General features: G+C 58.6%; 20 protein-coding genes and 3 pseudogenes. 19 read left to right on the forward strand and 4 right to left on the reverse strand.

Annotated features, from left to right (window positions below):
* Nucleotides 1-6: 6 nt before the first annotated feature.
* The 10 genes from KJS47_RS21370 (at nt 7) to KJS47_RS21415 (ending at nt 9441) form a co-directional block, all read left to right on the forward strand.
* Nucleotides 7-1161: a D-alanine--D-alanine ligase gene (locus KJS47_RS21370; RefSeq protein WP_213527544.1), complete on the forward strand. Its 1155-nt coding sequence runs from the start codon at nt 7-9 to the stop codon at nt 1159-1161.
* 17 nt (nt 1162-1178) lie between these two features.
* Complete coding sequence (locus KJS47_RS21375) at nt 1179-1502, forward strand: hypothetical protein (RefSeq protein WP_213527546.1); 324 nt, start codon at nt 1179-1181, stop codon at nt 1500-1502.
* Nucleotides 1503-1766: 264 nt separating this feature from the next.
* Nucleotides 1767-2789: a UV DNA damage repair endonuclease UvsE gene (uvsE, locus tag KJS47_RS21380; RefSeq protein WP_213527618.1), complete on the forward strand. Its 1023-nt coding sequence runs from the start codon at nt 1767-1769 to the stop codon at nt 2787-2789.
* Nucleotides 2790-2873: 84 nt separating this feature from the next.
* Nucleotides 2874-3641, forward strand: coding sequence for an enoyl-ACP reductase FabI (gene fabI / locus KJS47_RS21385; RefSeq protein WP_213527548.1), 768 nt, complete (start codon nt 2874-2876; stop codon nt 3639-3641).
* 181 nt (nt 3642-3822) lie between these two features.
* A complete protein-coding gene (locus KJS47_RS21390; protein WP_213527550.1) occupies nt 3823-4710 on the forward strand; it encodes a hypothetical protein in 888 nt (295 codons plus the stop codon).
* 176 nt (nt 4711-4886) lie between these two features.
* Nucleotides 4887-5699, forward strand: coding sequence for a sulfite exporter TauE/SafE family protein (locus KJS47_RS21395; RefSeq protein WP_213527552.1), 813 nt, complete (start codon nt 4887-4889; stop codon nt 5697-5699).
* 88 nt (nt 5700-5787) lie between these two features.
* A complete protein-coding gene (locus KJS47_RS21400) occupies nt 5788-6636 on the forward strand; it encodes an inositol monophosphatase family protein (protein ID WP_213527554.1) in 849 nt (282 codons plus the stop codon).
* A 441-nt stretch (nt 6637-7077) separates the two neighbouring features.
* Complete coding sequence (locus KJS47_RS21405) at nt 7078-7884, forward strand: DeoR/GlpR family DNA-binding transcription regulator (RefSeq protein WP_213527556.1); 807 nt, start codon at nt 7078-7080, stop codon at nt 7882-7884.
* A complete protein-coding gene (locus KJS47_RS21410; protein WP_213527558.1) occupies nt 7877-8509 on the forward strand; it encodes an NUDIX hydrolase in 633 nt (210 codons plus the stop codon). Before KJS47_RS21405 ends, KJS47_RS21410 begins: the two co-directional genes overlap by 8 nt.
* Before the next feature lie 77 nt (nt 8510-8586).
* Complete coding sequence (locus tag KJS47_RS21415) at nt 8587-9441, forward strand: protein phosphatase 2C domain-containing protein (protein ID WP_213527560.1); 855 nt, start codon at nt 8587-8589, stop codon at nt 9439-9441.
* Nucleotides 9442-9822: 381 nt separating this feature from the next.
* On the opposite strand, the gene KJS47_RS21420 is transcribed toward KJS47_RS21415, so the two are convergent.
* Entirely contained in the window at nt 9823-12162 is a 2340-nt protein-coding gene (locus KJS47_RS21420) for a type IA DNA topoisomerase (protein WP_213527562.1), read from the reverse strand.
* Nucleotides 12163-12421: 259 nt separating this feature from the next.
* On the opposite strand from KJS47_RS21420, the gene KJS47_RS21425 reads away from it, so the two are divergent.
* The gene (locus KJS47_RS21425; protein WP_213527564.1) at nt 12422-12784 is read left to right on the forward strand and encodes a VOC family protein; all 363 of its coding nucleotides are present in this window, start codon (nt 12422-12424) and stop codon (nt 12782-12784) included.
* 131 nt (nt 12785-12915) lie between these two features.
* Here the strand turns inward: KJS47_RS21425 and KJS47_RS21430 are convergent, their stop codons facing one another.
* Nucleotides 12916-13191 (reverse strand): hypothetical protein, encoded by a 276-nt coding sequence (locus tag KJS47_RS21430; RefSeq protein WP_213527566.1) that lies wholly within the window; start codon nt 13189-13191, stop codon nt 12916-12918.
* A gap of 164 nt (nt 13192-13355) precedes the next feature.
* Between KJS47_RS21430 and KJS47_RS21435 the strand changes: the two genes are divergently transcribed.
* From KJS47_RS21435 to KJS47_RS21465, 8 genes and pseudogenes are all read left to right on the forward strand, one after another.
* Nucleotides 13356-13922 carry a ribonuclease FAU-1 family protein gene (locus tag KJS47_RS21435; RefSeq protein WP_213527568.1) on the forward strand — a complete coding sequence of 189 codons (567 nt, stop codon included), beginning with the start codon at nt 13356-13358 and terminating at the stop codon, nt 13920-13922.
* 405 nt (nt 13923-14327) lie between these two features.
* A complete protein-coding gene (locus KJS47_RS21440; RefSeq protein ID WP_213527570.1) occupies nt 14328-15089 on the forward strand; it encodes a sulfite exporter TauE/SafE family protein in 762 nt (253 codons plus the stop codon).
* A 195-nt stretch (nt 15090-15284) separates the two neighbouring features.
* On the forward strand, nt 15285-16040 hold the full coding sequence (kduD, locus tag KJS47_RS21445; RefSeq protein WP_213527572.1) for a 2-dehydro-3-deoxy-D-gluconate 5-dehydrogenase KduD: 756 nt from the start codon (nt 15285-15287) through the stop codon (nt 16038-16040).
* Between the two features lie 3 nt (nt 16041-16043).
* The gene (locus KJS47_RS21450) at nt 16044-17012 is read left to right on the forward strand and encodes a sugar kinase (RefSeq protein ID WP_213527574.1); all 969 of its coding nucleotides are present in this window, start codon (nt 16044-16046) and stop codon (nt 17010-17012) included.
* A 133-nt stretch (nt 17013-17145) separates the two neighbouring features.
* Nucleotides 17146-17817, forward strand: a complete 672-nt coding sequence (locus tag KJS47_RS21455; RefSeq protein WP_213527576.1) for a bifunctional 2-keto-4-hydroxyglutarate aldolase/2-keto-3-deoxy-6-phosphogluconate aldolase — start codon at nt 17146-17148, stop codon at nt 17815-17817.
* Between the two features lie 146 nt (nt 17818-17963).
* Nucleotides 17964-18152 (forward strand): annotated as a pseudogene (locus tag KJS47_RS21460) (glutathione-dependent formaldehyde dehydrogenase); the annotation flags it as partial.
* A 32-nt stretch (nt 18153-18184) separates the two neighbouring features.
* Nucleotides 18185-18387: pseudogene (locus KJS47_RS24160) on the forward strand (hypothetical protein).
* A gap of 36 nt (nt 18388-18423) precedes the next feature.
* Nucleotides 18424-18699: pseudogene (locus tag KJS47_RS21465) on the forward strand (spore coat protein).
* A gap of 187 nt (nt 18700-18886) precedes the next feature.
* Here KJS47_RS21465 and KJS47_RS21470 read toward each other — a convergent pair.
* A complete protein-coding gene (locus tag KJS47_RS21470) occupies nt 18887-19984 on the reverse strand; it encodes an L-dopachrome tautomerase-related protein (RefSeq protein ID WP_213527578.1) in 1098 nt (365 codons plus the stop codon).
* Between the two features lie 245 nt (nt 19985-20229).
* Nucleotides 20230-20685 (reverse strand): pentapeptide repeat-containing protein, encoded by a 456-nt coding sequence (locus tag KJS47_RS21475; protein ID WP_213527579.1) that lies wholly within the window; start codon nt 20683-20685, stop codon nt 20230-20232.
* Nucleotides 20686-20997 lie beyond the last annotated feature (312 nt).

Raw genomic sequence — 20997 nt, forward strand, 5'->3', positions numbered from 1 at the left:
GTTATTATGAATAGAAAACTACGCGTAGGTCTGATCTATGGGGGCAAGTCGGGAGAGCACCAGGTATCGCTCCAGACAGCTCTTGCCGTCATCAAAGCCTTCGATCATTCCATCTATGAGATACATCCTTTTTACATAACGCCGGATGGGGAATGGCGCAGCGGTGGCGCACTGCCCGGACCTGTCGAATCCGTGGAGCAGCTGGCTTTTGCCGGACTCCCTAAGCAGGCCGGAGCGGCGGAAGAAGAAGCGTCCGGGCCCGGCACGGTGCTCGGACCGCTGTTTGAGGCGTCCGGACGAGGGCTTCCTGTCTCGTCTTCCGCGGCGGACGGCGCTCCTGCGCTGGATGTCGTCTTCCCGCTGCTGCATGGCACCTATGGAGAGGACGGCACGATTCAGGGCTTGTTCGAGATGGCGGACATTCCGTATGTCGGGGCGGGGGTGCTCGCCTCCGCGGTCGGCATGGACAAAGTCATGATGAAAAAAATTTTCGCCCAGGAAGAGCTCCCGCAATGCGTGTTCCGGCACTTCACGCGGCCCCAGTGGGAGAAGGACCAAGCGTTCTTCCTGATGGACGTCGAAGTGGCGATCGGCTATCCGTGTTTCATCAAGCCGGCGAACCTGGGCTCTAGCGTGGGCGTCTCCAAGGCGTCGAACCGGGATGAGCTCATCGAGGCCGTCCGGCTCGCGTTCAAGTATGACCGCAAGGTGATCGTGGAAGAATTCATAGACGCCCGGGAGATCGAGGTCGCCGTGCTCGGCAACGACGAGCCTCAGGCTTCGGTGCCGGGCGAGATCGTATCGTCCAGCGCTTTCTATGACTACAAGGCCAAGTATCTGGATGGCCAGTCGGCGATGATCATCCCCGCTGACCTGCCCGAGGAGACGAAGGAGCAGGTGCGCGAGATGGCCATCCGGGCCTTCCAGGCGATCGACGCGACGGGGCTGTCCCGCGTGGACTTTTTTCTGGGCCGGACGGACGGCAAGCTTTACATAAACGAAATCAACACCATGCCCGGCTTCACGCCGTTCAGCATGTACCCGCTGCTGTGGAAGGAAACCGGCAAGCCGTATGCCGAGCTTCTGAGCGATCTGATCAAGCTGGCCTTCCAGCGGCACGCGGACAAGAGGACGATTCAATACAAATTCGACGCCGAGTAGGAAGAGGGGGCTTGCACATGGGGTTTCAAACGGAGTTCAATTCGGTCTGCAAGTTCAAATCGGAGCAGGAGCTCTATGAGCTGCTGGAATACGGCACCGCCAAAATGGTCAAGCAGGGCTTTCGCATCTATCCGACCGGGCAAAAGGTGATTGCCTACACGCCGGACAACCGTGCGGTCGCGATTGTGCATATTCACGCCTCGATCGCCGAGATTAATTTCCAGGGCGAAGAGATCACCTCGGTCGAGATGAAGCTCGTCCGCAAGCTGACGGATGAGGAATCCCGCATCCAGACGGCGCTGGCGCACGAGATGTTCTTCGGAGCACGCGAGAACGCCTGACCGCGCGGTGAAATCGCAAGGGATCCGTCCGTGAGACGGCGCAGGTTAATAGAGAGAATGCAAACAGGGGATGGTAAAGAGACCATCCCCTGTTTGCGTTGGATTCCCGCGGCGCTCGGCCGGCCCCAGCGAAGCGGGGAGGAAGAGAACGGCACGAGCCGGACAGAGGAAGCTGCATGTGGCCGGACGGGGGCCAGAGGCCGTCCGGCGGATCACGGACACGAGCACGGCACCGGACGGTGCCAGGAAAGGAGAGAACCCGGCATGATCGTCCGCTTCGGATACGTCGCCATGTCGCTGCTGGTGAAGAATGCGTCCCCCTCCAAAACGATTACCTACGCCTCGTTCTCCAAGCTGACCGACCGCGAAGCGGCGATCCGCAAGCTGGAGCGGATCGCGGAGGAGAACCTGCACAACACGCTTCGTCTCTTGCGGCACAACCGGGCCTACGAGATCGAATTGTACCGGCTCTCCTCGAGGCTCGTGCCGCTCGTCGGCCACGAGGAGCTGGCGGACTGGGACCCCTTCCCTGCGCTCGCGGACAAATTCGCCGAGGTCGGCCGGTATGTCCGCGAACACGGCATGCGCATCAGCTTCCATCCGGATCACTTCACGGTGCTGAGCACGCCCCGCGAGGAGGTACTGCGCACTTCGGTCGCCGATCTGGAGCGCCATACGCGCATGCTCGAGCTGATGGGACTCGACGAGAGAGCCCGCAACAACATCCACATCGGGGGAACGTACGGGAACAAGGAAGCGTCTTTGCTGCGATTCGTCGAGCAGGCGTCCGCCCTGCCGAAGCGGGTGCTCGATAGGCTCACGCTGGAGAACGACGACAAGACGTTCACTGCCGCCGAGACGCTGGAGGCATGCGAGCGGGTCGGGGTGCCGATGGTGCTCGACTTGCATCACCATGAGGTCAATCCCGGCGGGGAGAAGGCGCTCGCCCTGTGGCCCCGCATTCTGGACACGTGGAGGCGGCTCGGTCCCAGAGGAGAGGCGGAAGGTGCAGATGGGCGGGCGGACAACAGGCAGCTGGACTGGCTGCCACCCAAGATCCACGTCTCGAGTCCGAGGAGCGACAAGGATCCTCGGGCGCATGCCGACTTCGTCGACGCGGGGCATGTGCTGCGGTTCCTGCGCGAGATCGCCCCGCTGACGCCACGGCTGGACGTCATGATCGAGGCCAAGAGCAAGGACGAAGCGCTGCTGCGGCTGATGGAGGAGCTGGGAGCGGAGCCGGACGTCCGCGTGCGAACCCAGGCCTCTGTCGAGATTGGGTATTGAAAACCCCTTCCAATTGGGGTAACTTGTAGAAAACGGCGGGAGGCTTGTCCCCCGCCGTCATTCTTGAGAAAAGAGGGGATTCGCATGACCCAAGTTCTGTCCGGCAAAAATATCCTCGTGATGGGCGTCGCCAACGACCGTTCCATCGCATGGGCGATTGCCCAGTCGCTTGCGTCGCAGGGCGCGCGTCTCGTGTTCACGTACGAAAGCGAGCGCGTCAAGGAACGTGTTTCCAAGCTGGCCGCTACCATCCCCGATTCGCTCGTGCTTCCCTGTAACGTCACGGTCGACACCGAGATCGATACTCTGGTCGAAGCGCTCAAGGAGCATTTCGGCGTCCTGCACGGCTTCATTCATAGCATCGCCTTCGCCAAGACCGAGGAGCTCGAGGGGATGTACGCCGACACGTCGCGCGAAGGCTTTGCACTCGCGCACGACATCAGCGCATACTCGCTCGTCGCCGTAGCGAAGCGCATCTATCCGCTGATGACCGAAGGCGGCAGCATCATGGCGATGACCTACCTGGGTGCCCAGCGCGCCATGCCGAACTATAACGTGATGGGCGTGGCAAAGGCGGCGCTCGAAGCCAGCATCCGGTACCTCGCACAGGATCTCGGCCCGCACAACATCCGCGTCAACGGCATCTCCGCCGGCCCGATCCGGACACTGGCCGCCAAGGGCATCAAGGATTTCAACACCATCCTCCGGCAGGTGGAGGAGCGCGCCCCGCTGCGCCGGACAACCGAGCAGGCGGAAGTCGGCGATACCGCCATGTTCCTGATGAGCCACTGGTCGCGCGGCATCACGGGTGAGATCATCTACGTCGACAACGGCTACAACATTGTCGGCTAGCGGCCCAAGCCATACATAAGAAAAGCTTCTTTCCGCAGCTGCGGAAAGAAGCTTTTTTTGCAGATTTGCCTGAATTTCGAACATTTTGCCGTACGAGCGTGACAGATGCCCGGCAAGAATGGTCTTAGAAATAGAGAGAACAACGTTAGGACAAGACGACGACCGAGGAGTGACATACAGAATGAAGGTGTGGATGGATTTCTTGTTCTCGGTGAACGGGAGGCAGCAGCAGGAGAGCATTGATCGCTGGGTGAGGGAGGAGCTCGGCCCGGAGCAGCTGCTGACGGACGGCGGACAGGCCGGAATCGACGGCACGACCTACTATTCGCTTCGGTTCCAGTATGACCACGAGGGCCAGTGGCACATCTACCGGAGGCTCAAGGAGGCGGGTGTGCGCAGCGGACCGACCTATACGTTCGAGTTCGAGACGACGGAGTGGGAGGAAGCGCCCTACCTGATGCTGCTGTCGTCCGGAAATTCGCACAGGGCGTTCCTGGAGGACCGGGGCACGCTCGTGACGCTGGAACCCGCTTGCGAGGCATGCGGCGTTTATGAGCAGAAGCCCGTTACGCCGCTCGCGGCCGATACCTCCGTCCTCCGTGACCGGGTGCTGGTGAACGGAGGCGCGGGTCAATGGGTCATTTCCGGCGAGATGGCCGACTGGCTCGAACGGAGAGGAGCGACCGGCTATCGGCTCGAGCCGCTCCTCCACCAGGGAGGAGAAACGGAGAGCCAGCCCGCTTACCGGCTCGTCGTGGATCGGATGCTGCCCGTCAGCCCGGAGCAGCAGTTTTTGTACCGGCCGGGTGAAGAACATTGCGCGTCCTGCGGCAAGCTGAACCGCATCTACTTTCCTTACCATCTGGAGAAGGACGCACTGGCCGAGCCGGCCGACTTCGCCCTGCCGGAGGAGCCGCTCGCGATCTCCCGCCAGCTTTATCGGCCGCTCTTTCTCAGCCGCAGGCTGTACGAGTGGGCGGTGGCGGACGGGCTTACTTCGCGGGTGAAGGATCTGCTCTCCTTTGGAGAGCGCGACTGGCTCGTCCATCCGACGATCGCGGCGAATTAGCCGAGTTTGCGGCTTCCTGGGCTTGGGCATAAGGGAGGCTGGGGATTGGAGGGAGGGACAAAAGGCGGAACCGCCATGCGGGCAGCGGAGCCGATTTTTTTTGCTACCGGGCGGCCGGATATGATACCATGGGCTTCACTTGGTTGTCATTTCCATACAGAAAGAGGGCTCCGCCAATGTTAGCGTTTCTGCTGCTTCTGCTGATCGGTATCGTCTCCGCCACCTTCGGCAGCATCGTCGGACTAGGCGGCGGCATCATCATCGTTCCGTCGCTCATCTATATCGGTCCCATGTTCCTGGACCGGGACATCCCGACCAACGTTGCGGTGGGCACGTCGCTCGCGGTACTTATTCTGACCGCGCTGTCGTCGACGCTCACCTACTATAGGCAAAAGAGAATTGACTTCCGCAGCGGATGGCTCTACTTCCTGACGAGCGGGCCGGCGGCCATGCTCGGAGCCTCGCTGACAGGCATGTTCGAGGCCAAACGGTTCGAACTCGCTTTCGGCATCTTCATGCTGTTCATGGCGCTTCTCATGGTGGCGCGCGACTATATGAAGCCGGTCACGATTGACTGGAAGATCAAGCGGACGTTTACGGACGCCAAGGGAGAGAGTTCCCAGTACGGCTACAATCTGCCGGCGGCTCTCTTAATCGGTTTTTTTGTCGGGATGATTTCCGGCCTGTTCGGCATCGGCGGCGGCTCCCTGTTCGTCCCCGCCATGGTGCTGCTGTTCGGCTATCCGCCCCACGTCGCCACGGCGACCTCGATGTTCGTTATCTTCCTCAGCTCCATCCTAGGCAGCGTGACCCACGTCGCGCTCGGAGAAGTAGACTGGTTCAGTGCCGCGGCGCTTGGGCCAGGGGCACTGATCGGAGGCTGGTTCGGCGCCCGGATCGCTTCGCGGATGAGCGGGAAAGGCCTATTGTGGCTGCTCCGGGTGACGCTCTTTCTGTTCGCGGCGCGCATGATTATCGGGGCGTTTTAGAGCCATTCGGACCTATCTTTCGTCCTCCGATTTGTTATACTGAGGGGAATGAGGATACAAGAACGCATAACGGAGTGTGAGCGAGAGAGTGAATCAGGAAGAGATCTTTAGCGTAAGCAGCAAAAGCTTCACCGCCGTTGCCGTCAATACAGCGGCCAAAGCCGGGGAATGGATCAAAACCCGGCTTGGCGCGCACAGCCAGCTGGCGCTCAAGACGTCCCCGCAGGATCTGGTGACCGAGGTGGACAAGGGCGCGGAGTCGATGATCCGCAAGCTGATCCTGACGCATTTTCCCGGCCATTCCTTCTTAGGAGAAGAAGGCGTGCTTCCCGGTCCCGCCGCGTCCAAGGAGGCGCTCGAGAAGCACCGGGAGGCCGATTATCTATGGATCGTCGACCCGATCGACGGAACGACCAACTTCGTCCACGGCTTTCCGTTCTTCTCGGTCTCCATTGCATTGGCGCACAAGGGCGAGGTGATCGTCGGGGTCGTCTACGATCCGATCCGGGACGAGCTGTTCGTCGGGGAAAAGGGCAAGGGCGCCTACTTGCGCGGCCGCCGCATGGAGGTGTCCGGTGAAGACAAGCTGGGGGACAGCCTCCTTGGGACCGGATTCCCGGCGAATCCGCTGTTCCTGCCGCTCAATCTGGAGGGGATCCGTCTGCTGGCGCCCGAGGTTCGCAACATCCGAACCGCCGGGTCGGCGGCACTGCATCTAGCCTATGTAGCGGCCGGTCGGCTGTCGGGCTTCTGGGAGATCGGCCTCAGCGTGTGGGACATCGCCGCCGGTTCGCTGCTCGTCCAGGAAGCCGGCGGACAAGCGAGCGATCTGACCGGCGCGCCGTTTTCGCTTGAGGTGCGCAACATCGTAGCGTCGAACGGACGCATTCATGAGCCGTTTTTGCAAAAGCTTGGCGAAGCGGGGCTTCCGGATTAGACATTTTTTTGTAAAATAATCTATCCGGCCTACCGGATCGCCAAGCCGCTCGCCCTGTAGCTGGAGCCCGCCATCTGATGCAAGTGATGGGGACGGATCGAGAGGTCAGCATCAGATCGGCGGACGACGGCCTGTCAGCATGCCAGCTCCCTTGCTTCGCCCTTTGAAGTCTTCCTAAAGCCTTCTCGTTCCTTCGGAAACGGGAAGGCTTTTTCGTTCGACGCCGCATCCGGGCGAACGAACGGGAAACGGATCGGCAGTGGTTCGGTAACGAACCGTCTTCGGACCAGCGGTGGGTTGGAATATGGGCATACTTCCTGCAAATTTCGTCCGATTGTGTCGCGATTTGTCCAACTTATCCCTATTGACGCCAAATTGAAATCGCTTTACACTTGGAATAAATATGAAACAATACGAAACGATACAGAGGAGACCTGCAGCATGACGGAAGCTCTATTTGGAGAAGAACGCCGCCGCCAGATCGTCGAGCTGCTGAACCGGAACGGCCGCGTCGAGGTGCGGCAGCTGGCCGAGCAGTTCAAGGTGACCCCCGACGCGATCCGGAAGGACCTGCGCTGGCTCGAGTCGCGGGCGCTGGCCCAGAGAACCTATGGAGGAGCGGTGCCGCCGACCTCTGTCTCAGGCTTCGTCGCTTACCGCAACCGCGGGGAGCCCGACCGCAAGATGCCGCTCGTCAAGGCCGCGCTGTCGCTGATCCAGCCGGGCGAAACGGTATTTCTCGAGTCCTCAAGCTATACCGACCTGATGATGAACGAGATGGATGCGGTGCCGGGAGTGACGGTCATTACCAACAGCCTGCACGGGCTGGCCGGCATCGCCGGCAAGGTCAAGCTGCTTCATACGGGCGGTTCCTTCCACGAGGAGGACGAAGCGTTTTACGGGCCGATGGCCATCCAGACGATCCGGCAGTTGAACGTGGATAAGTGCTTCCTGCGGACGTCCGGCATCGGGACCGACGGACGGGTGACGACCAGTCTGTCCGAGACGATGGAGCTGAAGAAAGCAGTGATGGCGCAGGCCAGACAGACAGTGCTCATGGTGGACGAATCGAACTGGAACCATTGGGACCGGTTCAATGTATGCGAGCTGAGGGAGATGCACGTTGTGGTGACGAACGGGCTGCCCGATGAGATGCGGGCCAAGCTTAATCGGTGGAAGGTGCCGATCGTCTGCCCAACCGAAGAAGTGCCGGAACCCCGGCTCAAAGGAGCGATCCGTCATGATTAGACAGCAAGTCGAGCCGAAGTGGCTCGAATGGGCGAAACAAATCCAGTCGCTGGCGCAAGCCGGGCTCACTTATTCGAAGGACGTCTACGACCTGGAGCGGTTCGAGGAGCTGCGCCGGCTCAGCGTAGAAATTATGGCGGAGCATACAGGGGTAGAGCGGGAGAGGGTGACGGAGCTGTTCGCCTCCGGGACTGGCTACCAGACACCCAAGGTCGATATTCGAGCTGCGGTGTTCCGGGACGATAAGATTTTGATGGTGCGCGAGACGCTGGACGGCCGCTGGTCGCTGCCGGGCGGCTGGGCGGACGTCGGCTATTCGCCGGCCGAGGTGGCGGCGAAGGAAGTGAAGGAGGAGGCCGGCTTCGACGTGATGCCGGTGCGGCTGCTTGCGGTGTTCGACCCGAAGTTTCACGCCGTCCCGCCGTCCCCTTACCATGTTTACAAGCTGTTTTTTCGCTGCGAGCTGATCGGAGGCGAGGCGGCGACGAGCATCGAGACGTCGGCCGTCGAGTTTTTCGGCGAGGAGGAGCTGCCTCCGCTGTCGACGGAGCGCAATACGGAGGCGCAAATTCGCCGGCTGTTCGGCTATTTGCGGCAGCCGGAGCAGCCGACCTATTTCGAGTAGGTGCTGGCACCGGCCGACCAGACGTGGGGGCAAGGATTTGGCGTGGGAGTATGGATTAGTAAAGGAGAGGCGATAGCATGCAAATCGAAACGATCTCGATCATCGGCACGGGCGAATGGAACGAGGACGCGCTTATCGTAAACGAGCGTCTCGGTCTCTATGGCGTGCTGGACGGGGCAACCTCGCTCGTCCCGTTCCGCGGTCCGAACGGGGAGACGGGCGGATATTTGGCTTCGCGGACGGTGAAGCGGCATTTTGACGAGCTGGAGGAGGCTGAAGGGCGCCCGCTGTCGCTCCAGGTGGAGGTGGCGCGGGCGAACCGGCTGCTCCGCGAGGAGATGGTGGCGGCGGGGATCGATCCGTCGGCGAAGGAAGAGCTGTGGACGACGGGAATTGCGCTCGTCCGGATCCACGACAGGTACGTGGAGTACGTGCAGGCGGCAGACTGCATGCTGATCGCAGTTGAGACGGACGGCAGCATCCGAATCGTGACGCGCGATCAGGTGGCGTATTTCGACGATAACATCGGCAACCTGTGGCGGGAAGGCCGGGCAAGCGGGCTGCAGAAGCTCGAGGAGCTGAAGAACTATGCCAAGCCGTATATTCTCAGCAACAAGAAGCATATGAATACGCTCGACGGCTATTCCGTGCTGAACGGCGATCCGGCCGCGGAGGAGATGCTCGAATACGGGAGGATCAACCGGATTCGGTTGAAGGGGCTGCTGCTGATGACCGACGGGCTGTTCCTGCCTAACCAAGAAGGGGAAAAGGGAGCCGGTCTGGAGACGGTGGCCCAGAGAATCGTGAACGAGGGGCTGGGGGCCTACGTCGATTGGCTGCTCATGCTGGAGGAGGACGACGCAAACTGCGAACGCTATCCACGGTTCAAACAATCCGACGACAAAACGGCGATCTGGATCGGCTTTAGCTGAGAGGCAAGGTTAGGCCGAACATCGCGAATGGCCGGCCGTGAAAGCGAAGCATGCCGTGGAAGGAAAAGGTGCTGCGTTGCCGGTGATCGCAGTAACCAACAAAAAAGGGAGGCTTTGCCAGAGACGGGCTATGTTCTCTGGGTTCTCGTTTTTTTTGGCTAATTAATCGAAACGATAGATTAATAGAAATCCCCAGCTCCGGCGGCTGCCGAAGCTGGGGATTTGTTTATAGAGCGGCATGCCAGACGTCCCGCTTGCTTGGGGAGGCGAGCGGCTCTCGACTGCCAGGTGCCCCGTTGATCGGTCAGCGGCGGCACGGAACGGACATCAGACCGCCTGTTCCGGCGCCCCGTCCCGCCGACTCGCCCGATCCTCTGCCGGTCAAGTGACCGCCTCGATGCCGATCTCCCCCGTCTCCTTGTCTCGCAGGACGAGGCGGGCGTCATAGGAATGGCCGGCTTTTGTCTTCATCTTCAGCTTGTTCGTCCGCCCCTTCTCCAGCAGCTGCCGCATCATGGCGTCGGAGATCGTCTTGCCGTGCGTCTCCTTCCAGACGACGAACCGGCAGCCTTCCTTGTAATGGCTGCAGCCGTACCCCTTGCGGCCGAGAAAAATCGTGCCGCCGCAGCCGTCGCGCGGGCAGCGCCCGACGACGGTGCCCGCTCCCGCGGGAGCCGCCGTCGCCGTGCCGCCTGCGCTCCCGCCGCCGCTCGCCGCTCCGGCGCGCGTCCGGGCGCTGGCACCGCGCGTACGCGGCTTGGCCGCGGCCGCTTCCCCGCCGGCCTCTCCGGCTGCGCGGCTGCGCCCGGACGCGCCGGCTCCGGCCCGGCCCCGCCCGCGTTTGCCGCGGCCGCCGCCGTCATCGGCTTCGCCGAAGGCGAGCCGGTCGGCTCGCTGCTGGCCGCGGACCTTCGTCACGATGGAGACGGTGAACGCCTTCACCTTCTCCATGAACGACTCGTCGGACGCCTGGCCGCGGGCGATCTCGTTCAGCCGCCGCTCCCAGTGGCCGGTCATCTCCGGCGACGTCAGCAGGTCGACGCCCGCCCCGCGGATCAGCTCGATCGCCGTCCGGCCCTTCGGCGTCAGGACGATCCGCTTGCCCTGCATGTCGATGTAGCCGACCTGCTTGAGCCGCTCGATCGTCGCCGCGCGCGTCGCGGGCGTTCCGAGCCCGGACTCCTTCATCGCCTCGCGCAGATCGTCGTCCTCGATCTGCCGGCCGGCGCTCTCCATCGCCTTGAGCAGCGTGCCCTCTGTGAACGGCTTCGGCGGCTGCGTCTCCTTCTCCTTGACCTGGGCTTCGGCGCAGAGGACGCCCTGAGCCGCGTCGAGGACGAACGGCGTTTCGGTAGTCTCTTCCTCCTCTTCCTCCTCCTCCTTGCCCTTCCCTTTGGCCTTGCTCTTGGCACCGGCGCCGCCGTCTGCGTACAACACCTTCCATCCGAGGCTGAGCAGCTCCTTGATCGTCGTCTTGAACGTCTCCCGCTCGACCTCGGTCAGCACGGTGTGCACCTTGTATTCCGCCGCCGGGAAGAAATGGGAGAGGAACCGGCGGACGATCAGGTCGTATACCTTTTGCTCGTCGGGAGACAGGCTTCCCGCTTTTTTGGCGGTCGGCAGAATAGCGTGGTGGTCTTCGACCTTGGCCGGGTTGCACACGTTCTTGTTGTTCTTGTGGACGAGCTGACGCGACGCCTGGCGCACCCATTCGCCGTAGCTCGTCCCTTCCAGCGCGGACAGCGCCTTGTGCATTTCGGGGATATTCTGCTCGTTGACGTAATTCGAATTTGTCCGCGGATAGGTGATGACCTTGTGCTTCTCGTAGAGCGATTGCGCAAGATCGAGCGTCTTCTTGGCCGAAAAGCCGTATTTCCCGTTCGCCTCCCGCTGCAGAAGCGTCAGATCGTACAGCTTGTGCGGGTATTCGCGCGTCTCCTTGACCTCGTAGCTGGCGATCCGGCCCGGCTTGCCGTTTACTTTGCCGGCGATGGCCTGGGCCTTCTCCGGATCGGTCAGCCGGTCGCCCTGCCACAGGCCCTTGTAGCTCGTCCCGCCCTGCCGGAAAAAGCCCTGCACCTCGTAAAACTTGAGCGAGGAGAACGCCTCGATCTGCTTCTGGCGGTCGTAGACGAGCGCCAGCACGGGCGTCTGGACGCGGCCGACCGACAGCAGCACGTTGTGCTTCGTCGTGAACGCCCGAGATCCGTTCATGCCGACCAGCCAGTCCGCCTCGCTGCGGGCACGGGCCGCGCGGGTCAGATTCTCGTATTCCGCGCCGTCGCGCAGCGCATCGAATCCCTTGCGGATCGTCTCGGGCGTCAGATCCGAGATCCAGAGCCGCTTGACCGGCTGCTTCAGCTTGAGATGGCGCTGGATGAGGGAAAAAATATGCTGCCCCTCGCGCCCGGCGTCGCAGGCGTTCACGAGCTCGCCGCACTGCTTGGCCAGCTCGGCGATCACTTTGAGCTGATCCTTTGTTTTGGCATTGGGAATCAGCTTGAACGTCTCGGGGATGATCGGCAGGTCCGCGAGGTTCCATTTCTTGTACCGGTCGTCGTACCGATCGGGCTCGGCCAGCGTAATGAGGTGGCCGATCGCCCAGGTGATGATATAGCGGTCGCCCTCCATATGGGTCCGTTTGTTGACGGCCCTCGGCTCGATCGCTTTTGCTATATTGCGGCCCATGTCGGGCTTTTCGGCTATCACTAACGTTTTCATGTAAACTCCTTTTTGCCCCGAAGACTAGCGCGGCTACTCTCTCTATTTTACCATGATTCGGGGATTGGCAGGAGGGGAGCAGGGGCGAACTCGTTCGGAAGGGCCAGCCGATCGGGAACGGAATGGGGATCGGCCGCCGCTGACAGCAGGAGGTTACTTCGGTTGAGAAGGGCCTGCAACTCCCTCTTTACAGCTTGCGGAAGGACTTGTACGATGTGAGGGATGGATAATATTCCCAATACGGAAGGGCGGCTGGCCGATGAGCAGTCAAGCGACGGAAAAGCTGGTGGAACGGATAGATGCGGTGTTTCTTCCCGTAAAAGATTTGGAGGAGGCGCTGGCCTGGTACCAGGACGTGTTCGGCTTCGCGCTCCGCTGGAAGAACAGCAGGATGGGCGGTCTCGCCATCGCACCCAATTGCGGCTTTCATCTTGTTCAGGTGGCAGATTTTCAGCCTATTGAACAATATACGCCGTTTAACTTTGCGGTGAAGGATGCGGAAGCCGTCCGGGAGCGGTTGAGGGAAAAGGGAATCCGCGTGTCGGACATGAGACCGGGTGAGCCCTTGCGGTTCGACTTTGCCGATGGGAGCGGGAACTGGATCAGCGTCATTCAGGCCTAGCTTCCGGCACCGTCTGGAACGGAAGAACCGGCAAAAGAGCGCTCTCTCGAGGAGGGCGCTCTTTGCTTTGCATTTGGCAATCTATAGGGATGGGTGACCGGATGGAGCATCTGCTAGAGGCCCGGGCCTCACTAGATCTGGGTCGAGACGGGACGCTCTTCCCGTTGAACGACGAAGGGCGGCTCCAGCTCCTTGGCGGCAAGCAGCTGCCGGACCTCCGAGTCGGTATGGGAATTTTGCAGGACAGGCGGTACATCCTTGAAGAAAGGCGCCATATCGTCAAATTCGCTCTCGTAATCGTCCGCCGGCTGGAACAGCCAAAAGATCAGGGTCGAAACCAGGCAGGCGATCAGGACAGCGCCGATAGCCTGTTGAAAGGGGCTGAGCGAATGAAGAAATGTCATCATGTTGAACCCTCCAAGCGTAAAACGTTTTGCTGACTTGTCAGTTCTTACCCGTTTCGGAGACGGGGGAAACACGGCACGCCAAAAAACTGGGGGTACGGCACATTTTTTTACATATGTCCGCCGGTTTTCCGTACAATGAGAGGAATAGGAAAGGAGGCGGGCCTATGCCGCTCAAACGAAAACGTGCAGACCGCTCGGATTGGCGGCGCGTCACCAAGCGGGCTTATGCGCAGCTGACGCTCACGGACGAAGCCTTCGAGGGGCATGTGTCCCTGCTCCGGATCGATGAGGTGAGAGAGCCACTGCACGGCCGAACGGCGGCCGGGCCTCTGCTTATCGCGGACAAGGGATACCAGTGGATGCTGCAAATCCCAGCTGGCCGCCATCATGCGGTCACGACGATGTTCGACCCGTCCGGCCGCATCGTTCAATGGTACATCGACATGTATCTGCGGAGCGGGACGGATGACCGGGGCGTTGCCTGGTTCGACGATCTCTTCCTGGATCTGGTGGCCGTTCCGGACGGCGGGCTGTTCATCAAGGATGTCGACGAGCTGCGGGAGGCGCTAAGGGACGGGGACATCGAGGAGGCCGAGTATGTGCTCGCGTGGCGAGAGATGCTCCGGGTCAAGGCGGAGATCGAGCAGGGGGTGTTCGCTCCGTTTCGACTCGCAAAGATGCACCGGGAGCGGTTAATCACCGAGCTGGAGAGGCAGGCGGAAGGCTCGTAGAGGATGCGCCGGTGCACCAGAATGTCCAAGTACCTGGACGAAGGGCCCGCTGCATCCGAGAATCTTCATTTTGTGAGAGGAACGGGCAGGTCGTCCGGGATAGGAAAGTGAGTTGGGGAGATCTCGACGAACATTATGGGTCGGATCAATAAGGAGCAGTGGAAGAACTCCAGGGGACAGGCAATCGGGGCAAAAATGTGAGCTTGTACTGGCATGGGGATAGCCAGTCGGGACTCGATCCGAACGGGCGGTGTGCAGCAGCGGATTCGGCAAGGGCGGAACCGCCGCAATTTTTTCGTTCCTTTTATAGGCAATAGCTATAAAGGTATCCCTGTTCTATATTGGACGCTGCGCTCCAGCGGGAGTTACAATTAGAACAACGTTAACAGAATCGGGGAATGCCATATGGGATTCGAAATCGTAGTCACCATGCTGCTGCTGGGCCTGCTGCTCGGATTCGTCGGAGCGGGCGGGTCCGGCTTTATTATCGCCATCCTGACCGTGTTCTTCGGCATACCGATCCACATCGCCCTGGGAACGGCGCTAGCGGCTATGGTATCCACTTCCGTGTCAGGGGCGTTCAGCCATTACCGGGAGGGCAATACGCTTATACGGACCGGACTCGTCGTCGGCTTGTCGGGGGCGGTGGGAGCCTGGGCAGGCTCTCAGCTCGCCGTCTATATTCCCGGCGGCACCTTGATGGTCATGACAGCCGCGATGCAGCTGCTTTCCGCCTTCCTGCTGTGGCTGCGCATGACGACAGTCGCCCGCCACGGGACAGGCGAGGCGGCGGAATTCCGGGAGGCGCGCGGCGTGAGGCTTGGCACGATCGGCGTGGGGCTCGGCTTCGTCACCGGGCTGCTGTCGGGGACGTTCGGCATCGGCTCGGCTCCGTTCATCCAGCTCGGTCTCATGACGTTCCTGCGGCTGCCTCCCCGGCTGTCCGCCGGCACGACAATGCTGGTGATCTTGCCGACGGCGGTGTCGGGAGGGGCGAGCTATCTGCACGCCGGCTATCTCGACGGACTCCTCCTGCTCCAGGTGGTAGCCGGCACGATGCTCGGCTCTTACGTCGGTGCCAAGTTCACCAAGCGGCTGCCGGAACGGGTACTGAAGACGACGATGGTCGTCCTGCCGGTGATCGCGGGTCTGCTCCTGCTCGTGTAAGCGGCGGAACGCTAGCCGCTTCGCCCGGTGATGGGAAAGCGGCTCCCCTCCGTCTTCAAATCGGGGGATGCAGCCGGGCACACGCGTCATTCTGCCCTGCTTTGGCAGGATGGCTTGGACGGGACCGGAAGTCTGCTCTATAATGAGAGGGAACTAGGTACAGCGCATCTACATACGGATGGGGGTTCCTTAACGATGACAATGTTTGATCTCTCGGGGAAGATTGCTCTCGTAACGGGCGGAGCAGTAGGACTTGGTGGCGGAATGGCGCTCGGGCTGGCCAAGGCGGGAGCCGATGTGGCGATCGTCACAAGCCGCGACCGGACGCGCGAGGTGCAGGAACAGATTGAGGCGACGGGCCGCCGCGCCCACACGATCGTTGCCGATCTTGCGAATGAGCAAGCGCTTCCCGGCATAATGGACGAGGTGCTGGACAAGTTCGGCAAACTCGATATTCTGGTGAACAACTCCGGCATTATCCGGCGCACGCCGGCGGCCGAGCACGCGGCTCAGGACTGGCACGACGTGCTGGATCTGAACTTGAACGCGGTCTTTTTTCTGTGCCAGCTGGCGGGCCGCGAGATGATCAAGCAGGGATCGGGCAAAATTATCAACATCGCCTCGATGCTGAGCTTCCAGGGCGGCATCAACGTGCCCGGCTACACGGCGTCGAAGCATGCGGTGGCCGGCCTGACCAAAGCGCTGGCCAATGAATGGGCAGGCAAGGGCGTGAACGTGAACGCGATCGCGCCGGGCTACATGGCGACGGACAATACGTCGGCGCTGCGGGCGGACGACAAGCGGAGTACCGAGATTCTCGGGCGCATTCCGGCCGGACGCTGGGGCACGACGGAGGATTTGGAGGGGCCGGTCGTCTTCCTGGCGTCGCGCGCTTCCGATTATATGAATGGCCACGTCCTTTGTGTGGACGGAGGCTGGATGGCGAGGTAAAGTATGGGCAGCATAGAGAGAACAAATCATCCGGAAGTGGTCACCTTCGGCGAAACGATGGCGCTCCTGCTTCCGGACGGAAGCAAAGGACTGGAATATGCGGGGCGGCTCGAGCAGTCGTTCGGCGGCGCCGAGAGCAACGTGGCCATCGGTCTCGCCCGGCTCGGGCACCGCGTCGGCTGGTTCGGCCGGCTGGGCGACGATCCGCTCGGGCGGCGCATCTTGAAGCAGATTCGCGGCGAAGGCGTCGACGTCTCCCGCGCCGTGCTGGCGGGGGACGCCCCGACCGGGCTTATCCTCCGCGAAGCGGTGATGGGCCGCTCGTCGGTCTATTACTACCGCCGCGGCTCGGCGGCGAGCCGTATGACGCCGCAGCATCTGGACGAGGCGTATCTCGCGTCGGCCAGACTGCTGCACATCACCGGCATTACGCCGGCGCTCAGCGATTCGTGCCGGGAGACGGTGCTGGAGGCGGTCGCCATCGCGAAGCGCAGCGGCGTGAAGGTGTGCTTCGACCCGAACCTGCGGCTGAAGCTGTGGAGCGTGGAGGAGGCCCGCCGGGTGCTGCTGCCGATCGCCGAGCAGGCGGATTATTTTCTGCCCGGACTGGACGAGCTCAAGCTGCTGTACGAGACGGACGAGTTCGACCGGATCGTGGAGCGGCTCGGCCAGCTGCAGGCGGTCTCGGTTATCAAGGGCGGAGATAATGAAACCTATGTGCTCGAGAACGGGCAGCTCACGGCGGTCCCTTATTTCGAAGCGAAGCATGTAGTCGATACGGTCGGAGCGGGAGACGGCTTCTGTGCCGGCTTCCTGGCGGGCGTGCTGAGAGACCTGCCGGCGCCGGAAGCGGTCCGTCTCGGCAACCTGATCGGGTCGATGGTCATCCAGGTGGAGGGAGATTGGGAAGGCATCCCGACCTGGGAGCAGGCCGAGGCTATTCTGAACAACGTCGCTCATATCGAACGATAGGAGAACCCCGGACGGCAGGCTGCTCGTTAGCGGCCGGGCCGTCCAGGAGAACAGCAGAGAGACGCGGCCAAGCGGGCTGTCCGCACGTTAGGCCGCTGGTCGCAAACCATACGTAGAGAAAGGGTGAGACGGCATGAAAAAGCTGCACATCACGAAACAACTTATGGAGGAAGGCGTCGTCGCCGTCCTCCGGGGAGACACGCCGGAGCAAGTCGTGGAAATGGCGGAGCAGGCGATCGCCGGGGGCATCAAGGTGATCGAGGTCACGATGACGGTTCCTGGGGCGCTTAAGGCGATCGAGCAGCTGGCGGCGAAATATTCCTGCCTCTCGGGAGATCCCGCGAGCTATGCGATTATCGGCGTCGGCACGGTGCTCGATCCGGAGACGGCCCGGATGGCGATTCTCGCAGGCGCGGAATTCGTCGTCGGCCCGTCGCTCAACCCGGCAACCGTCGCACTCTGCAATCGGTACCGCGTGCCGATTCTGCCGGGCTGCATGACAATCCAGGAGATTCAGACCGCTCTGGAGCTGGGCGTCGACATCGTCAAGCTGTTCCCGGGCAACCTGTTCTCGCCGTCCATGATCAAGGCGGTCAAAGGGCCGCTGCCGCTGGCGAACCTGATGCCGACAGGCGGCGTCTCGCTGGACAACCTCGGCGAGTGGATCAAGGCCGGCGCCGTAGCGGTCGGCATCGGCTCGGACCTGACGGCCGAGGCGGTCAAGACCGGCGACTACAGCCTTGTGGCGCGCAAGGCGGCGGCGTACAAGGAAGCGTACCTGGCGGCCAAGCCAAAGCTCCACTAGGCACGTTCTCTTGCTACTCCCTTTCCGTTAATTTGGCGGAAGACGCAAAAGAAGACCTTCGGGTCTTCTTTTTTGTCTGTGTTTAAAACAAACTACAGCTGGGCTTTGTTTATTTTCATTTTTAGATCTATGCTATTTGAAATTTTCTGAATATCCGTTCCGGACAAGCCCCGGTCATTCACTACATGCCGTATATGTACGAGCTGGTTACGTCGGGCAAAGTAGACCCTGGAGATATTGTTACGCACGTCATTCCGCTTAGCGAAGCCAAGCACGGCTATGAAATGTTCGATACGAAAACGGACAATTGCATCAAAGTCGTCTTAAAGCCCTGAATATGGGTAAATACAGGGGGAGGACAATTCGAATGAATTCCAATTACGCTTTGCATGAGATGCTGGAGGTTCATGAAATGGCTGCGTTCAAGACCGTTTGCATGACCAAATCCAAAACCATGCAAGCTCTGGTAACTGACCGGAGCTCAAGCAAATTTTGCAGCAAGACGTACAATTATCACAGCAGCAGCTTCAGGAGCTCGGTGGAGTGCTGTCTAAAGTGACCCTAACCTAAAGGATATAGAAACATGAACACCCCTATTAGAAATACTTGACAGGGCTTCATACGCTGACCGACGACGTGATCGCAATGGATTTTTTGATGAACGCCAAGAGCGGAGTCAGAAACTACGCCATGGCCGTAACCGAATGTGCCACCACCGAAATCAAACAAATTTTGATGAAACAGCTCGACGAAGCTATTGATTCCCATGAAAAGATAACAAACTACATGATGCAGCGGGGCCTATAACATTCCTACCATATTCCGGAGCAAATTCAGCTCGATCTGAAAAATATTCAGACCGCTATGAACATTCCGTCCTGACACCGTATTCGTCCCGACAAAACGCGCAAAACCATCATGGTTCAGGCGCGTTTTTGATTTTAGCCGAGGACTTTAGAGAATAAAATGATCACCATGTCAAGAATTCCTTAGTTTGTTTTGCTTCTGATTGTCATAGCCACAATGTGACTTCTCCACCGCGCCCCTAAATGCTGTCTCAGGAAACCAATTATACGAAGGTAGGTGCAGGTGATTCGTCTATTCTCATACGGAGTAAAGAATAGGGCTTCTGGCGCAGGTCTTTTCCATGATGAAACCTAGCCTGCCGATGTAATTGGTTCACGATAAAATATAAGCATTGATCTGGACCAATGGAAAAAGTATCCGGCCATAATATTCTCGGATCATGTGCAATCGTTTCCATGATGCCATTCGGTAATATCTTTCGAATGCTATTGTTTTCGTAGTCTCCGGCGTAAAGGTTTCCTTTTGTCCCGGTGATCATTCCATCTGACGCACCTTTTTCTCCCCAATACTTCACGAGATACTGTAAATTCATATCCGATATCGTTCGGTCTCTTAGGGCTGCCGTTGAAATCGAGTACAGATGACGACTGGTGAGAGGACAAAAAAACAAAATCTTGCCGTCCGGTGAAATTGCAATACCATCAGAGGCCAATCTAAAAGGTGAAGTAGATCCATCTTTGTTTCGATTCATCAAGATTCTACCTTCAACTTTCGGTAAAAAATAGGGATCCGGCGAAGTTGAATTTGCCCCATTTAATCGTCTGAAGGCATTACCCGTTTCTAAATCAACCACAATAATTGCTCCTGGACCTCGGGAAGACGAATCGGTTATATAAGCATAACCTGCTTTACCAACACGAAAATCAAATCGAACATCATTCAGATAAGTGGTTGGCAAGACAACATCTTCCGTAAATCTATATACTCTTCTTATCGTATTTGTGTTTAAATCCACAGCCACTAATTTCGCTCCCCCTTTAATGGGTTCTGAGAAATTAGGAGCTGCTGTATCTAGTACCCAAAGAGTTCCCTTTCCATCAGCAACGACACTTTGGACACTAATGAAGGACATTGTGATGTTCGATGGGCTTACCAGATTAGCATTTATACTAGGATATGGCTGCAAGGTATCCTGAACGATTTCAGCCACCGTAAATATAACGTCGTCTCCCCATTTCGGGAAGCAAATGAAAATACGCCCGGTTTCTGAAACAGTAACGCCTGTAGGCATGGCCCCGTCAAATAAAAAAACCGCTTCAATCTTACCGAAATTTTCTTCACTCGGTAACATTATTTGCATGATACCCTCCTCAACAGGTTTGAATGGATATCTTATATATATGACTAAATTTTGCTCAAGTGCCTGGTTATTTAAAACGTGGTCAAGCATACTAACAGCCTGACCACGTTTTGTATATATACAATTAAATGTATAAACTCCATTTTCTAACGAATTATGAAACAAACCGTCTAACAAATTTTGAAACAATTCTAACTAATTGTGGAGTTTCACATTAGACAAATGTTCCCGGATAGCGGAATACCTTATTCCTCCTTTTCCTTACTCAGTAATTTATCAATCTCAATTCCGTTTATGACTAGTCCCGTAACATTGCAGTCATTGATGACTACATTGGATAAATCACATTTCGTAAACTGTGTATTTCGTAAAATGCACGAGTCAAATACCACCGGTCTGTAATTTTCTTCAGGACTATAGTTGGCATCAATTCCTTCTATCGGCCAGTCAATGTCGCGAAACTGCGCACCGGTCATTTGAGCTTTTTCGAAAACAATATCGCTCATGTTTGCAATTGATATTTTGGCCCCCGTCAAATTCACATCGGTTAGAGTAACTCCTTCCAAATTTGCACAGTTGATTTGTGTTCCAGCCAAGTCTACCTCTTGAAACGTGAGCCTTTTAGCATCGACCTGATTAAATTTGGAGTCGGAAATGTCGGCCTTCTGCAATTGAACTGCTCCATTCACCCATTCGTTCATATTCATTAGCCTCCTCTTATTTTTTGGTTCCGATGAACCTATTAATCAGCAATGCACCAATCCCTTTTTGATTAGCGTAGGGACTGAACAACAATAATGTTTAACCTAGCCTTTTTTTATTAGCAAAGGTATAGGATTGTAGTAAATATTTACAAATGGGAACCTTGTATGGAGATTGGATTTGAATAGATGCGTTCCAACGAAAGCAACTTCCTATTGTTGCATCCTATTCCATGAATCCGCTAAGCTGTTCCATTCCCAAGACCGCAATCGGGAAGAAATATCATCAACCGCGCTCTAGTAAAATAAGGC

The organism is Paenibacillus sp. J31TS4, from assembly GCF_018403265.1.
Taxonomy (GTDB): Bacteria; Bacillota; Bacilli; order Paenibacillales; family NBRC-103111; genus J31TS4.

What these genes read in the sequence shown, in the direction of transcription:
- KJS47_RS21450 (WP_213527574.1), top strand. Translation starts at nt 16,044, where the DNA reads ATGGGCAGCATAGAGAGAACAAATCATCCGGAAGTGGTCACCTTCGGC.
- KJS47_RS21420 (WP_213527562.1), bottom strand. Translation starts at nt 12,162, where the DNA reads ATGAAAACGTTAGTGATAGCCGAAAAGCCCGACATGGGCCGCAATATA.
- KJS47_RS21410 (WP_213527558.1), top strand. Translation starts at nt 7,877, where the DNA reads ATGATTAGACAGCAAGTCGAGCCGAAGTGGCTCGAATGGGCGAAACAA.
- KJS47_RS21440 (WP_213527570.1), top strand. Translation starts at nt 14,328, where the DNA reads ATGGGATTCGAAATCGTAGTCACCATGCTGCTGCTGGGCCTGCTGCTC.
- KJS47_RS21415 (WP_213527560.1), top strand. Translation starts at nt 8,587, where the DNA reads ATGCAAATCGAAACGATCTCGATCATCGGCACGGGCGAATGGAACGAG.
- KJS47_RS21390 (WP_213527550.1), top strand. Translation starts at nt 3,823, where the DNA reads ATGAAGGTGTGGATGGATTTCTTGTTCTCGGTGAACGGGAGGCAGCAG.
- KJS47_RS21455 (WP_213527576.1), top strand. Translation starts at nt 17,146, where the DNA reads ATGAAAAAGCTGCACATCACGAAACAACTTATGGAGGAAGGCGTCGTC.
- KJS47_RS21435 (WP_213527568.1), top strand. Translation starts at nt 13,356, where the DNA reads ATGCCGCTCAAACGAAAACGTGCAGACCGCTCGGATTGGCGGCGCGTC.
- KJS47_RS21470 (WP_213527578.1), bottom strand. Translation starts at nt 19,984, where the DNA reads ATGCAAATAATGTTACCGAGTGAAGAAAATTTCGGTAAGATTGAAGCG.
- KJS47_RS21375 (WP_213527546.1), top strand. Translation starts at nt 1,179, where the DNA reads ATGGGGTTTCAAACGGAGTTCAATTCGGTCTGCAAGTTCAAATCGGAG.
- uvsE (WP_213527618.1), top strand. Translation starts at nt 1,767, where the DNA reads ATGATCGTCCGCTTCGGATACGTCGCCATGTCGCTGCTGGTGAAGAAT.
- KJS47_RS21430 (WP_213527566.1), bottom strand. Translation starts at nt 13,191, where the DNA reads ATGATGACATTTCTTCATTCGCTCAGCCCCTTTCAACAGGCTATCGGC.
- KJS47_RS21405 (WP_213527556.1), top strand. Translation starts at nt 7,078, where the DNA reads ATGACGGAAGCTCTATTTGGAGAAGAACGCCGCCGCCAGATCGTCGAG.
- KJS47_RS21370 (WP_213527544.1), top strand. Translation starts at nt 7, where the DNA reads ATGAATAGAAAACTACGCGTAGGTCTGATCTATGGGGGCAAGTCGGGA.
- KJS47_RS21425 (WP_213527564.1), top strand. Translation starts at nt 12,422, where the DNA reads ATGAGCAGTCAAGCGACGGAAAAGCTGGTGGAACGGATAGATGCGGTG.
- fabI (WP_213527548.1), top strand. Translation starts at nt 2,874, where the DNA reads ATGACCCAAGTTCTGTCCGGCAAAAATATCCTCGTGATGGGCGTCGCC.
- KJS47_RS21395 (WP_213527552.1), top strand. Translation starts at nt 4,887, where the DNA reads ATGTTAGCGTTTCTGCTGCTTCTGCTGATCGGTATCGTCTCCGCCACC.
- KJS47_RS21475 (WP_213527579.1), bottom strand. Translation starts at nt 20,685, where the DNA reads ATGAACGAATGGGTGAATGGAGCAGTTCAATTGCAGAAGGCCGACATT.
- kduD (WP_213527572.1), top strand. Translation starts at nt 15,285, where the DNA reads ATGACAATGTTTGATCTCTCGGGGAAGATTGCTCTCGTAACGGGCGGA.